Raw genomic sequence first — 12,982 nt, 5'->3', positions numbered from 1 at the left:
TTCGATGTTCCTGACATCGTTTGTTTCTTTCTCGAAATTGACGTGTTTCTTGGTTTCCTGTTCAGTTTTCAAAGATCGTCACGCTTTCGCGTGCTCAGTTATATTATCAAATCTATCTGCCTTATGCAACCCCTTTTTTTATCTTTTTTGCATTTTTTTAAAAAAGAAGGTCGAAACCCTGTTTCGACCGACTATTTATTGATTCTGTTCAATCTCTGTGATCTTTTCAATTCTACGTTTATGACGTTCTCCATTACTGAAAGGTGTTGATAAAAACGTGTGGACAATATCCTTTGCGGTCTCAATGCCAATGATTCGTTGTCCCATCGCAAGCACATTCGCATCATTATGTTCTCGCGTCAAGCGTGCCATAGTGGTATTGGTACACAATCCACAACGAATTCCTTTAACTTTATTGGCCGCAATTGAAATACCAATGCCTGTACCACAAATCACAATGCCCTTTTCCGCTTCACCCGCTACGACCTTATCCGCAACCGCTTTTCCATAATCGGGATAATCGCAACTATCGGTACTATTCGTACCACAATCGATAACTTCATGTCCTTCTTCGATCAACATGGCTTTGATCGTATCTTTATACTCCACTGCACCATGATCATTTCCAATCGCAATTTTCATTTATTTGACCTCCTCTTTCATTTTTTGTACGTCTGCCTGTCTTAAATATATACCACATTGACCATCCCGACAAACAAAAGTACCATTTCCATTTTCATCGATCCGAACTTCATTCCCAGTAATGATATCCTTAAAAGTTTCCTGGGGCATACCGACATGAAAGGTCTTTTGATTTCCATAACTATTGGTCATGACCACAACAATGGGATGCTCTGATTTGACCATCCAACCAATACAATGCCAATCATCAAATCGATCTTCGATATCCTCTTGTAGATAGTGTTTACGGATCCAACACATTTGCGCCAAATGTGGAACGGGATCAATATGATCATGATCAATTCCATACAGATCGCCATAGAATACACAAGGCGCTTTACATCGATACAATAGGATCAAAGCATAGGCATGGATCTTAAACCATCCTTGGATCCAGGATTGCAATGCCTGCCCTGGTTGCGTATCATGATTATCCACGAAGGCAACGGCATATTCCGGTTGTTGCTGGGAAAGGGTTCCTTGAAAGATCGTCGACATGTTGTAGCGATCATAACTATTGGATGCATCAAACAAATGAAAGTGCAAAGGAACATCAAATAGCGTCATACAATGGTTACAATGATTCAAATATTGATTTAGATCATCGACATTGCCACTCCAATATTCACCAACCGCAAAAGGCGTCGTATGAGCAATTTCTCCCTGGGATCGTAACCATCCCTCAAAGAAAGAGAAATCAATGCTTTTACAAGCATCCAATCGATAACCATCCACCCTACACATCTGCCAATACCATTTTCCCCATCGATAGAGTTCTTCGACAACCTTTGGATTGGAAAAATCTAAATCATCACCCATGATATAATCAAAATTATCATCTTCATGTGAAACATTTTCATCCCATTGTTTCGTATTAAACTCCAATAATTCATTTCGCTTGGATAAAGCATCATAATCCGTTCCATCAAAACAATCCCAATTCCAGATAAAATCAGAATATTTGCCGTTTCGTCCTGGAAACGTATATTTGGTCCATACTTCTACGGTTTCTTCATCGGAAAGGGCATGTTCTCGATGATTCCAATCCATTTGTCGTGCTTGGATCGTTTCTTTGGCATCCGCCCCCATGCGATGATTAAAGACAATATCCGCAATGACGGCCATCCCCGCTTGATGACAGGCATCAATAGCTTGTTGATATTCTCGTTTGGTTCCATATTTTGTAGGGATCGTGCCTTTTTGATCAAACTCACCCAAATCGTACATATCATAGACACCATAACCCACATCGTTTTTTCCACTTGCTCCTTTGTAAGCAGGTGGCAACCATATTTTATCGAAGCCTATATTTGCCAATTTTTTGGCATTTTGACAAACTTGTCTCCATAGGGAACCATCATTGGCTAGATACCATTCAAAATATTGAATCAATGTTGTTTTGTTCACAAATCGACACCTCTCTATACATATAGGATACCACATCTTGAAAAAAATGAAAAAAGATGAAAAGTACTGTAAACCGTTTCATGAATATGATATATTAATCGCGGAATCAATATTCCAGGAGGAAATTCATGACAGATTTAAATGCTATTTACGAAACTGTTAAGAAAAGAAATCCCAATGACATTGAATTCCTTGAAGCGGTAGAAGAAGTATTCCGTTCTTTGGAAATCATCCAGGAAGTTCATCCAGAAAAATTGGATGACGATGTGATGAAACGTTTGGTTGAACCTGAACGTCAAATCATTTTCCGTGTTCCTTGGGTCGATGACAATGGTGTGACACAAGTCAATCGTGGTTATCGTATTGAATTTAATTCAGCAATTGGTCCTTACAAAGGTGGACTTCGTTTCCATCCATCCGTAAATGTAAGTATCATCAAATTCTTAGGATTTGAACAAATCTTCAAGAATGCCTTGACGACATTACCTATGGGCGGTGGCAAAGGTGGATCGGATTTCGATCCAAAAGGAAAAAGTGATGCAGAAGTTATGCGTTTTTGCCAAAGCTTCATGACGGAGTTGTATCGTCATATTGGACCAGACACAGATGTTCCTGCTGGAGATATCGGTGTTGGTGGTCGTGAAGTGGGTTATTTATTTGGTCAATACAAACGTTTGAAAAACGAATGGAGCGGTGTATTGACAGGTAAAGGATTAACTTTTGGTGGCTCTTTGATTCGTACCGAAGCAACCGGTTATGGATTATGTTACTATACCGAAGCTTTGTTGGAAGACAACGGTACTACATTTGAAGGCAAGACCGTATGTATTTCTGGTAGTGGTAATGTTGCCATCTATGCTTGTGAAAAAGCAACGCAATTAGGTGCAAAAGTTGTCACAATGTCCGATTCCAATGGATTTGTATACGATCCAAATGGTATCGACCTAGATCTAGTCAAAGACATCAAAGAAGTTCGTCGTGGACGCATCAAAGAATATGTAGAAAAACATCCAGAAGCAACTTATACGCCAGGTGCTCGTCCTTGGAATATCAAATGTGATATTGCCTTACCATGTGCAACACAAAACGAAGTCAGCTTACATGATGCGCAGAACTTAGTTGCCAATGGTGTATTCGCCCTTTGCGAGGGTGCGAACATGCCAACAACGCCAGAAGCGATCGATTACTTAAAAGAACATGGTGTATTCTATGCACCAGGTAAAGCGTCCAATGCCGGTGGTGTAGCTTGTTCTGGATTGGAAATGTCACAAAACGCACAACACTTATCATGGACAGCTGAAGAAGTCGACACTCGTTTACACGATATCATGGTCAACATCTTCAATACTTGTCGTGATACAGCCAAAGAATATGGTCATGAAAAAGACTATGTTGTTGGTGCAAACATTGCGTCTTTCTTAAAGATTGCCGAAGCAATGAAGGCACAAGGCACGGTTTAATTGTTTCTAGAACGCATTTCGATGCGTTCTTTTTTTTCGCCGTTTGTTGTATACTATCCCTATGAATCGAGCCAAACAAACTTCAGAATCCATTGAATTAGCTATTTTTCTAGCGATGAGCGGCGGCCTGATGGATGCCTATTCGTATTTATTACGAGGCCAAGTTTTCGCCAATGCGCAAACCGGTAACATTCTCTTATTTGGAGTCTATGCTTCCAACGGACAATGGAATCATTGCCTGCACTATGCCTTTCCTATCTTGTTTTTTTGTTTTGGTATTGCCCTTTGTGAGATCATTCATGTCCACAAGATCCATTTTATGCATTGGCGACAATTTACCCTGCTCATTGAAATTTTATTATTGGCCATGGTCTCAACGATACCATTGCATAATAATCTGCTGGCCAATTCGTTAACTTCCTTAGCTTGTGGCATTCAAGTCCAAGCCTTTCGTAAATTGCATGGCAATAGCTTTGCGACCACGATGTGTATTGGGAATATTCGTAGCGGTACGCATCATTTGATTCACTTTTTTTATGAGAAAGATAGACAAAGTCTAGAACGTGCTTTACTCTATTATTTTGTGATCCTTTGTTTTGTTGTCGGTGCTATTCTTGGAAATTGGTGCTTACCTCACCTACAAGAAAAAACCATCTTGGTCAGTTGTGTTTTATTAGCCATCGCATTAATGATCATGTATATCGATCGCGAAGGAAGCAAATAGGAGGAAATTATGGATCCATTATCAATCATCTTATGTGGAATTGGTTTAGCTATGGATGCAAGTGCTGTTTCCATCGCCAAAGGAATGTCTTTAGCCAAAGAACACATCAATGAATACGCTATAAAATTAGGTTTAGCTTTTGGCTTTTTCCAAGGCGCTATGCCTTTAGCTGGTTATTACATTGGTTCTCATTTCGCAAAATATATCACTTCTATTGATCATTGGATTGCTTTTATTTTACTATCGATCATTGGAATGAACATGATTCGCGAAAGCAAAGAAAAAGATGAAGATGCTCCTATGGTCCACTCCATCTCTTGGAAAGTCATTCTGGTTTTAGCTATTGCCACCAGCATTGATGCACTCGCTGTTGGCGTTACCTTAGCTTTCTTACATGTCAATGTTTGGTTAGCCGTTAGTCTTTTTGCCTTGATCACTTTTGTTCTCTCGTTTGCGAGTGTCAAATTAGGCAAGAAACTGGGTTCATTATTTCAAGCCTATGCCGAACGATTGGGCGGTATCATTCTGATCGTATTGGGAATCAAGATCTTAATCGAACATTTATTCTTCTGATCTGGCACGTTCTACACGAACGTGTTTTTTCTTAACTTGATGTAAATTCTTTAAAACAAGATGACCCTTATTATGTAGGATATCGACAAACGATTGATGATCCTGGACTTGGATCACTCCAATATCATCCATCGTCATGCCATCTATAGCGCATAAAGCCCCAACAATATCTCCAGGCCGGATCTTCTTTGATTTTCCCGCTGTGATATATATCTTCATGACATCTTCACGCACTTTCGCATCTTTATTTTCCCGTTTTCGATGACTTGAAGTCAAAACAGCTAGGCGCCAAGGCGCCAAATCAACATCACTTGTCCATAAAGGCATCGCATGATCATAAGTTTGTCCAGGCTCAATAAAAGTAATGGCTTTGCCTTTTTCGTAAATACGGCCACTTCGACCAATCCGATGCGTGTAAATGATTTTTGAATCGGGTTGATCATAATTTATGACTAGATCCACTTTTTCAATATCGATTCCCCGTGCCAAAATATCGGTCGCAATCAAGATTCGAACCCTTCCTTGTTCAAATGCTTGCAACGTTTCTTTTCGTTGGGATTGTTCCATGCCAGCATGCATACGAAAAACCGAAATGCCATATAAAGAAAGATATTCATATAAAGCATCGACCCGATCTTTGGTTGCACAAAAAATGATGCACGTATCGGGAAGCTCTTTTTGCAGCACTTCTAAACAAGTTGCTGGCTTGTTTGCATCTGCAACCATGATCCGATAAGAAGCGATTTGATGATTGGTAGGATCCACATGGATCACTGGTGCCCCTTTCATATGTTTTTGTACAAACGCTTGTACAGAGGGGCCTATCGTCGCACTCACCAAGACAATGGTCTCTGGTTGCAGATGGTCCATGATCCATTCGATACGTTCGATAAAATCGGTATTTAATAATGCATCCGCTTCATCTAAAACAAAATATTTGATCTTTTCATACGAAAAACTATCTTGCACCATATGATCATAGACACGTCCGGGTGTTCCAACAACGATATGTGTTCGTTGTGCCAAATCCTCTTTTTGCAGATCAAACGATTGTTTTCCAATCAAAGTGACACATTTCACTTTCTTATACGTCCCCAATAAGGCCAATTCTTTCTCGATCTGCATGGATAGCTCACGCGTTGGTGCTAATACCAATGCTTGGGGATCGTGTTGATCAATCACAAGATCTTGTTCCATGCCAATGCCATAAGCTAGGGTCTTGCCAGAACCGGTTCTTGATTGGACCACACAGCTTGTATGTGCCAACAAAATCGGAATGACAGCCGCTTGAATGGGCATTAATTGTGTATACCCCATGCGCACAATGCTTTGTTTCAATGATCCATCAATGGATAAGTCTTCAAATTTCATGATTTTATTGTACGCAACTTCATTTTGATTCGCAAGATGGACCCACATCTGATTATTTTGTATACTATGGATGTATGAGAGGTCCTTATGGAAAATCAAATGGATAATCAATATTTGACGATTGCGATGGATGTCGGTGAAATGCTTTTAAAATACGGAGCCGAAACCAGTCGAATTGAAGATACGATTCGCCGCATTTGTACGGCCTATGGTGCGAGCAGAGTCGATGTATTCTCCATTACGGTCAATATCGAAACGACCATGCACATGGGATATGATACCTATACCCAGAATCGACGGATCCGAAGTTCCAAAATGGATACGGAAAGGCTTAGTGCCCTAAATCAATTATCGCGTGATATTTGCGAAAAGAAGCCTTCTTTGATGACGGTTGAAAACCAATTGAAAGTCATCGAGGCCATGCCGAATTATTCTTATTCCTTCCAAATGGCATCTTATGCTCTGATTTCTGGTTCTTTTTGTCTTTTCTTTGGGGGAACCCTACAAGATATGATAGCGGCTTCGATCATTGGTGCATTATTGAAACCAGTTGAAACCTGTGTGCAACGCTATTCACAAAATAAGCTATTCATCGCATTAGCTTGGTCATTGGCAGGTGGACTTTTGAATGCTTTATTTCTTTATATAGGCATTGGCCAACATTACGATCTGATTGCTATAGGCAATATCATGATCTTGATTCCTGGTTTGGCTTTCACCAATGGCTTGCGTGATTTATTTGTCGGTGATTCGATCACGGGACTCATTCATCTCGTAGAAGCCATCATTGTGGCCATTTGTATTGCGTTAGGCTTTGTGTTTGTGCAATCGTTTTTCTGAGGTATATCTATGGAAAATATCTTACAATTGATCATGGCTTTTTTAGGTTCCCTGGGATTTGCGTTGATGTTCAACACCAAACGCGATATCTTATTTCCCGCTTGTTTAGGTGGCATGCTGGCTTGGTTGGTATATCTGATCGCATTAAAAAAGGGGTGCGATCCGTTTCTCAGTGGTTTTCTTGCTTCTTTATTCACTGGGCTCTATTCCGAATGCATGGCCCGTCTCTATAAAAAACCGGCTACTATTTTCATTGCGATTGGTGAGATTCCTTTAATTCCTGGGTCAGGTTTGTATTATTCTATCTATTATTTATTGCTACAAAATTTAGAACGAAGTCTCTACTATGCAAGATATACGTTGTTGTTTGCTTCTTGCATGTCGGCGGGGATCATTCTGATGAATATCGTCTTTTCACAATCCATGGATCAGATCCACAAAATGAAAAAATGACTCCACCAGAGTCATTTTTATTTTATTATGATTTGTTTAGCAATCGTGATCAAAGCCTTATCGGCTGCGGATAAAACATCTTCGGATTTATACATGATGCCTAAGGTTCGATAAGCTGGAGGATCCAATGGATGTTTTTGAATATCTACATCTTTAAGGATCAATTCTGGTAAGATCGTCATGCCCAAGCCTTGTTTGACCATCGCCAAAATGGATGCGTCTTCTTTGCAGTAACAAGCCACATGTGGTTTTACACCGGCTTGATGTAAAGTGGCGGCCACATCATTATCTACACCAATCTCACTGGCAATATATGGATGTTGTTCCAATGCATGAATTGGAAAAGGACCTTGCCATTGGGTATCGGGCACAACGGCATATAACATTTCTTTCTGAAAAGGAATAAACGCAAAATTTGATTGTCCGGATTGTGAAACAAATCCAAAATCAACAATGCCTTGACCAATCCATTGCATGATCTCATCGTAATCGCCTTCGCGCACGTGAATTTGGATCTGAGGATACATCTGATTAAATTGTTGCAAGATCATAGGCAACCAATGCATCGCAATACTGGAATAAGAACCAATCGTGATTGATCCTTTGGTCAATCCATTGATGGCATCCAATGCCTCTTTAAAGCGGCTAAACTGGACCAATGTCGATTGTACATAGGGTAATAGATATTTGGCTTCACTGGTCAATTCGACCCCATGATTGGTTCGTTTAAGTAATTTGATGTTCCATTCTTTTTCCATTTTTTTAATGGCATGACTTACCCCCGACTGGGTATAGCGCAATCGTTGCGCACTCGATGTAATGCTTTTTGTCTTATTTAAATCTTCTAATAGAAGAAATTGTTTGATATCCATTATTCCATTGCCTTAGCGTCTTCAAATTCTTTCTGGATCGATGCATCGGCACCACCCGTAGCCAAACTAACGATCACATTGATGATCAACGCAAGCAAGAAAGCAGGCAATAATTCATAGATACCAAATACACCACCCCATGGGATGATCAAAAAGTGCCATACAAAGACCATGATACCACCAGCTAACATACCGGCAATAGCCCCTTGTTTATTGGAATTTTTCCAGAACAAGGCCAATAATACAACAGGTCCAAAGCTAGCGCCAAAACCAGCCCATGCAAAAGAGACGATCTGAAATACGGAACTATTTGGATCCCAGGCTAATCCCATCGAAATCAAAGCAATCAACAATAAACAGCATCGAGAAATCTTTAATAACTTATCTTGACTGTATTTGGTCTTGAAATATCCACTTAAAATATCATTGGATACAGAACTCGAAGCCGCCAACAATTGGGAATCAGAAGTCGACATAGTGCTCGCTAAGATACCCGAAAGAATGATACCAGCAATCAAAGCAAACCCAAATCCATGCGTACTCAATAGGTGGGCAATACGTACGATGGCGGTCTCGGAATCGGCACCCACCAATGTTTGCAAGGCACCGACTTTTGACATAGTCATAGCAACGATACCAATAAATACCGAAACAAACATCGAAATGATGACCCACACCGTTGCAACTCGACGAGAAAGTTTTAACTGACTCTTATCTTTGATGGCCATAAAGCGTAATAAGATATGAGGCATACCAAAATAGCCCAATCCCCAAGCTGCTTTCGAGACAATGGTCAAAAAACTATAAGGGACAGCCGATTGGGTTGCCACATTGTACGATTGCGTAAAAGTCATATATCCAGGTAAGGCATAGGCATGATGCATGACACTATCCATACCGCCGGCAACACTTACACCATAACCAACGACGATCAATAAGGCAATGGTCATGATGATGCTTTGTATGAAATCAGTCGTTGATGCAGCAAGAAAACCACCCAGCGTTGTATAAATCACAATGACCAATGCACTGACGATCATGGCTGTATGATAATCAATCCCAAAGAGGGTATTGAATAATTTCCCACAAGCCACAAAACCACTGGCTGTATAGGGAACAAAAAAGACGATGATCCAAATGGCGGCAATCAACATCAACACATTTTTTTGGTCGTGATATCGTTTCGCAAAAAATTCAGGAATCGTGATCGCATCGATGCGCTCTGAATAAGTCCGTAATCGTTTCGCAACGATCAACCAGTTCAAATACGTACCAATGGCCAATCCAATGGCTGTCCATCCTGCATCGGCCACACCCGATAAATAAGCCACACCTGGTAATCCCATTAACAACCAGCTGGACATATCGGATGCTTCCGCACTCATCGCTGTCACAAATGGACCGAGTTCACGTCCTCCCAAATAAAAGTCACCCACCGTTTTATTCCGATCCATGACTTTGAAGCCAATATAGATCATGCCAACCAAATAAACTACGATGGCAAGCAAGATCCCAAATTGATTTAGATTCATATTTTCTCCCTTTCTCATATTGGATATGAATTTTATTCATATCTATGCGTTAAAAAAACAGGACAAATGCCCTGTTTGTATTGTATTCGTTTTCTTATGCATTGTCAATGTTGCATTGGATGACCATTTTTTGACCAAGCCAACGATTAAAATAAGCAATGGTACGGCCTACACCAATCAAAGAAGCCACAGTACCGATGCCCAATCCCGCAAAGTCACCCAAACAGAAAAAATCCAGACCCAAAGTGAGCGCAACACTACAAGCATCCACACAATTTTTGGTAAAGCCAATATCTTTATGAATAGCATCACTAATCGTTTGTACGATTCCATCTCCAGGATTAGGAACGATCCGCATATTTAAAGTCATGGCTGCACCAATTCCGGTACAAATCACCGCAACCATCAATATGATCAATCGTACTGAAAAATTAGAAACAGTAAAATCGGGAATGAATCCTTCATACGCTTTCATAAACCGTGTAAATACGATGCTCAATGGAATTTGTAGAACATCTAAAACGAGGATCTTGCGTGATTGTTTACGAAAGATATGAACGATTATTTCAATACATACAAAGATCATGTAAAGAATCAAGGTCATATCGGGAAAAGATATCTTGAACAATATCGCATTGGCATAGGCTACCGAAATGATTGCGGATACCCCAAGTCCCGTTTTCGCATTCAATTCCAATCCAAATGCCAATATACACATGCCAACGATATAATAGATCCATCTTCTTTTGCTCATGCGACCATGATAACATAAATCGATGGGAATTTACATATTTTAGGAATGTTTCGAAACTTCTTGAAATGTTGGATGGATCGACAACATCGACGGAACCGAATGGGAGCCCGTCAAAGCATAAGGATCTAAAATTTGATCCAACTCCTTGGCACTCAATAGCTTTTTAGCTAATACGATTTCGCGTACACTTTTATTTTGTTTGATAGCTTGTTTCGCAATTTCAGCAGCTTTCTTATATCCAATATAAGGATTCAGTGCAGTAATGATGCCTACACTCTGTTCCAAAAGATCGCGACTCCGTTCTCGATTGGCCACAATGCCGACGATACAATTATCTATTAACGTTTTCACCGCTCCTTTTAGTGTCGTGATGGATTCAAATAAGTTATAAAATAATACGGGTTCAAATGCATTCAACTCCAATTGTCCTGCTTCAGCCGCCATCGTAATGGTCGTATCATGACCAATCACAAGGAAGGCCACTTGCGTAACCACTTCGGGAATGACCGGATTGACTTTGCCAGGCATGATCGAAGAACCGTTTTGTTTTGCGGGTAGAGCAATCTCAGCAAGTCCTGTTTTTGGTCCCGAAGAAAGAAGACGAAGATCATTGCACATTTTGGAAAGATTCACAGCACATGTCTTCAATGCGCCAGAAACAGCAACAAATCCATCTAAGTTTTCCGTGGCATCAAATAAATCATCGGCTTGCGTCAATGGCATACCTGAAATTCTTGCCAAACAAGGAACGACAGTATCCAAATAAACTTGGGAAGCATTGATGGATGAACCAATGGCTGTACCTCCTAAGTTGACGGCATACATTTCTTTGATCGTATGTGCCAATCGCTTCTTATCGCGACCAACCATAACCGCATAGGCATGATAGGTTTGACCCAATCGCATGGGAACCGCATCCTGTAACTGGGTACGTCCCATTTTGATGACATCATCAAATTCAATGGATTTAGCATATAATTCACTTTCTAGTCTTGCCAATTCATCCAAAAGTGGCTGCATCAAATCAATGACCGTCATTTTTCCAGCTGTCGGCACGACATCATTGGTCGATTGAGACATATTGACATGATCATTGGGATGAACATGATCATAGGCGCCCTTTTCGCCACCAAGAATTTCATTGGCACGGTTGGCAATCACTTCATTCATATTCATATTTGCGCTCGTACCGGCACCCCCCTGTACGGCATCGACAATAAATTCCTTCGCAAATTTACCAGCTGCCACTTCATTGCTTGCCTTTATGATGGCTTTGGCACAGATTTGATCCAAATCACCAGCCAGACAGTTCGTGATCGCTGCAGCCTTTTTGATCAGGGCAAGATTTTTTAAAAAAACAGGGTTCATTCCTATCCCTGTGATCGTAAAATTCTCTTCTGCACGCATCGACTGTACACCATAATAGGCCTCACCTGGTACTTCTCTTATTCCTACGGAATCAGCTTCAAAACGAATACTCATATTTTTTCCCTCCAGTTATTTATGATGATGCTGTTTCAGGCTCTGCATCCACTTCATAAATTATGGTGAAAGAATAGCACCGGTTTTTTTGGTTGTAAAGTTTTTAAAGTGAAAACCATGATTAAAAACATTTTAAGCAAACTTTTAATTATTTATTTTAATTTTTTGTATTTTTACTTTATTTATTAATGTTGAGTCTTTTTTTCGATTGAAGTACACTTGGAGGTAATAGAAAGAAGTGATGTTTATGGATATGAAGTTGGATTCCATCGATCGTAAAATATTAAAGATCTTACAAGAAAATGCCCGAACCCCCATCAAAGAGATTGCCAAAGAGGTGTTCCTTTCTTCACCGGCTGTTTCCAATCGCATTGAAAAATTGGAACAATCTGGTATTCTTACCGGCTATCACGCCCAAATGAATGCTCTCTTATTTGGTTACAACATCAAAGCCTTTATCAATCTTGAAGTACAACCCTATCAAAAAGATGAATTCTATCCTTTCATCCAATCCATTCCCAATGTGATTGAATGCAATTGTGTAACTGGTGAATACGCTATGCTGATCGAAGTTGTTTTTCAGACCACCCAACAACTGGATCACTTTATCAATGAACTCCAACATTTTGGCAAGACCCAGACCCAAATCGTATTCTCGACCTCAGTCGAACATCGACAAGTACCCATCCAACTATAAAAACCACTAATAAAAATTAGTGGTATTGAATGCCCTATAAGGGCCTGTTGTTGCGCAGGTCCTTCGACCATTGAAACCTCGCCAGTCGCAACCCCGTTACATGCTGCCTCTAAAAGAGGCGTGGTAAATCGCTTGC

The 12,982-nt window shown here is 40.3% G+C and carries 13 protein-coding genes; 6 read left to right on the top strand and 7 right to left on the bottom strand.

The window, feature by feature from the left end; translation table 11 throughout:
• Positions 1-195: 195 nt before the first annotated feature.
• Together rpiB and SOS22_RS03145 are read right to left on the bottom strand one after the other, a co-directional pair.
• A complete protein-coding gene (rpiB, locus tag SOS22_RS03150; RefSeq protein ID WP_320326664.1) occupies positions 196-642 on the bottom strand; it encodes a ribose 5-phosphate isomerase B in 447 nt (148 codons plus the stop codon).
• Positions 643-2,088: an alpha-amylase gene (locus SOS22_RS03145; RefSeq protein ID WP_320596292.1), complete on the bottom strand. Its 1,446-nt coding sequence runs from the start codon at positions 2,086-2,088 to the stop codon at positions 643-645.
• A gap of 128 nt (positions 2,089-2,216) precedes the next feature.
• Between SOS22_RS03145 and gdhA the strand changes: the two genes are divergently transcribed.
• The 3 genes from gdhA to SOS22_RS03130 all read left to right on the top strand — a co-directional run bounded on the left by gdhA (position 2,217) and on the right by SOS22_RS03130 (position 4,845).
• Complete coding sequence (gene gdhA / locus SOS22_RS03140; RefSeq protein WP_320326666.1) at positions 2,217-3,548, top strand: NADP-specific glutamate dehydrogenase; 1,332 nt, start codon at positions 2,217-2,219, stop codon at positions 3,546-3,548.
• A 61-nt stretch (positions 3,549-3,609) separates the two neighbouring features.
• Positions 3,610-4,272, top strand: coding sequence for a YoaK family protein (locus tag SOS22_RS03135; protein ID WP_320596291.1), 663 nt, complete (start codon positions 3,610-3,612; stop codon positions 4,270-4,272).
• Between the two features lie 9 nt (positions 4,273-4,281).
• Positions 4,282-4,845 carry a manganese efflux pump MntP family protein gene (locus SOS22_RS03130; protein ID WP_320326668.1) on the top strand — a complete coding sequence of 188 codons (564 nt, stop codon included), beginning with the start codon at positions 4,282-4,284 and terminating at the stop codon, positions 4,843-4,845.
• Here SOS22_RS03130 and SOS22_RS03125 read toward each other — a convergent pair.
• Positions 4,834-6,216, bottom strand: coding sequence for a DEAD/DEAH box helicase (locus SOS22_RS03125; protein WP_320326669.1), 1,383 nt, complete (start codon positions 6,214-6,216; stop codon positions 4,834-4,836). The two genes, SOS22_RS03130 and SOS22_RS03125, sit on opposite strands and share 12 nt — an antisense overlap.
• Before the next feature lie 87 nt (positions 6,217-6,303).
• On the opposite strand from SOS22_RS03125, the gene SOS22_RS03120 reads away from it, so the two are divergent.
• A complete protein-coding gene (locus SOS22_RS03120) occupies positions 6,304-7,056 on the top strand; it encodes a threonine/serine exporter family protein (RefSeq protein WP_320326670.1) in 753 nt (250 codons plus the stop codon).
• A gap of 9 nt (positions 7,057-7,065) precedes the next feature.
• Positions 7,066-7,509, top strand: coding sequence for a threonine/serine exporter family protein (locus SOS22_RS03115; protein ID WP_320326671.1), 444 nt, complete (start codon positions 7,066-7,068; stop codon positions 7,507-7,509).
• A gap of 17 nt (positions 7,510-7,526) precedes the next feature.
• Here the strand turns inward: SOS22_RS03115 and SOS22_RS03110 are convergent, their stop codons facing one another.
• The 4 genes from SOS22_RS03110 to SOS22_RS03095 all read right to left on the bottom strand — a co-directional run bounded on the left by SOS22_RS03110 (position 7,527) and on the right by SOS22_RS03095 (position 12,149).
• Positions 7,527-8,381, bottom strand: a complete 855-nt coding sequence (locus tag SOS22_RS03110; protein WP_320596290.1) for a LysR family transcriptional regulator — start codon at positions 8,379-8,381, stop codon at positions 7,527-7,529.
• The gene (locus SOS22_RS03105) at positions 8,381-9,913 is read right to left on the bottom strand and encodes a sodium/proline symporter (protein ID WP_320596289.1); all 1,533 of its coding nucleotides are present in this window, start codon (positions 9,911-9,913) and stop codon (positions 8,381-8,383) included. The genes SOS22_RS03110 and SOS22_RS03105 overlap by 1 nt, the downstream gene beginning before the upstream one ends.
• Positions 9,914-10,007: 94 nt before the next feature.
• A complete protein-coding gene (locus SOS22_RS03100; protein ID WP_320326674.1) occupies positions 10,008-10,667 on the bottom strand; it encodes a YczE/YyaS/YitT family protein in 660 nt (219 codons plus the stop codon).
• 39 nt (positions 10,668-10,706) lie between these two features.
• Positions 10,707-12,149 (bottom strand): aspartate ammonia-lyase, encoded by a 1,443-nt coding sequence (locus SOS22_RS03095; RefSeq protein ID WP_320596288.1) that lies wholly within the window; start codon positions 12,147-12,149, stop codon positions 10,707-10,709.
• A 247-nt stretch (positions 12,150-12,396) separates the two neighbouring features.
• On the opposite strand from SOS22_RS03095, the gene SOS22_RS03090 reads away from it, so the two are divergent.
• Positions 12,397-12,846 (top strand): Lrp/AsnC family transcriptional regulator, encoded by a 450-nt coding sequence (locus tag SOS22_RS03090; RefSeq protein WP_320326676.1) that lies wholly within the window; start codon positions 12,397-12,399, stop codon positions 12,844-12,846.
• Positions 12,847-12,982 lie beyond the last annotated feature (136 nt).

Source organism: Absicoccus sp., from assembly GCF_034090965.1.
GTDB lineage: Bacteria > Bacillota_I > Bacilli_A > Erysipelotrichales > Erysipelotrichaceae > Absicoccus > Absicoccus intestinalis.
This window is presented reverse-complemented; position numbering and strand designations above follow the sequence as displayed.

Coding starts and splice junctions, on each gene's coding strand:
- rpiB (WP_320326664.1), bottom strand. CDS start 642: ATGAAAATTGCGATTGGAAATGATCATGGTGCAGTGGAGTATAAAGAT.
- gdhA (WP_320326666.1), top strand. CDS start 2,217: ATGACAGATTTAAATGCTATTTACGAAACTGTTAAGAAAAGAAATCCC.
- SOS22_RS03135 (WP_320596291.1), top strand. CDS start 3,610: ATGAATCGAGCCAAACAAACTTCAGAATCCATTGAATTAGCTATTTTT.
- SOS22_RS03130 (WP_320326668.1), top strand. CDS start 4,282: ATGGATCCATTATCAATCATCTTATGTGGAATTGGTTTAGCTATGGAT.
- SOS22_RS03125 (WP_320326669.1), bottom strand. CDS start 6,216: ATGAAATTTGAAGACTTATCCATTGATGGATCATTGAAACAAAGCATT.
- SOS22_RS03120 (WP_320326670.1), top strand. CDS start 6,304: ATGGAAAATCAAATGGATAATCAATATTTGACGATTGCGATGGATGTC.
- SOS22_RS03115 (WP_320326671.1), top strand. CDS start 7,066: ATGGAAAATATCTTACAATTGATCATGGCTTTTTTAGGTTCCCTGGGA.
- SOS22_RS03110 (WP_320596290.1), bottom strand. CDS start 8,381: ATGGATATCAAACAATTTCTTCTATTAGAAGATTTAAATAAGACAAAA.
- SOS22_RS03105 (WP_320596289.1), bottom strand. CDS start 9,913: ATGAATCTAAATCAATTTGGGATCTTGCTTGCCATCGTAGTTTATTTG.
- SOS22_RS03100 (WP_320326674.1), bottom strand. CDS start 10,667: ATGAGCAAAAGAAGATGGATCTATTATATCGTTGGCATGTGTATATTG.
- SOS22_RS03095 (WP_320596288.1), bottom strand. CDS start 12,149: ATGAGTATTCGTTTTGAAGCTGATTCCGTAGGAATAAGAGAAGTACCA.
- SOS22_RS03090 (WP_320326676.1), top strand. CDS start 12,397: ATGGATATGAAGTTGGATTCCATCGATCGTAAAATATTAAAGATCTTA.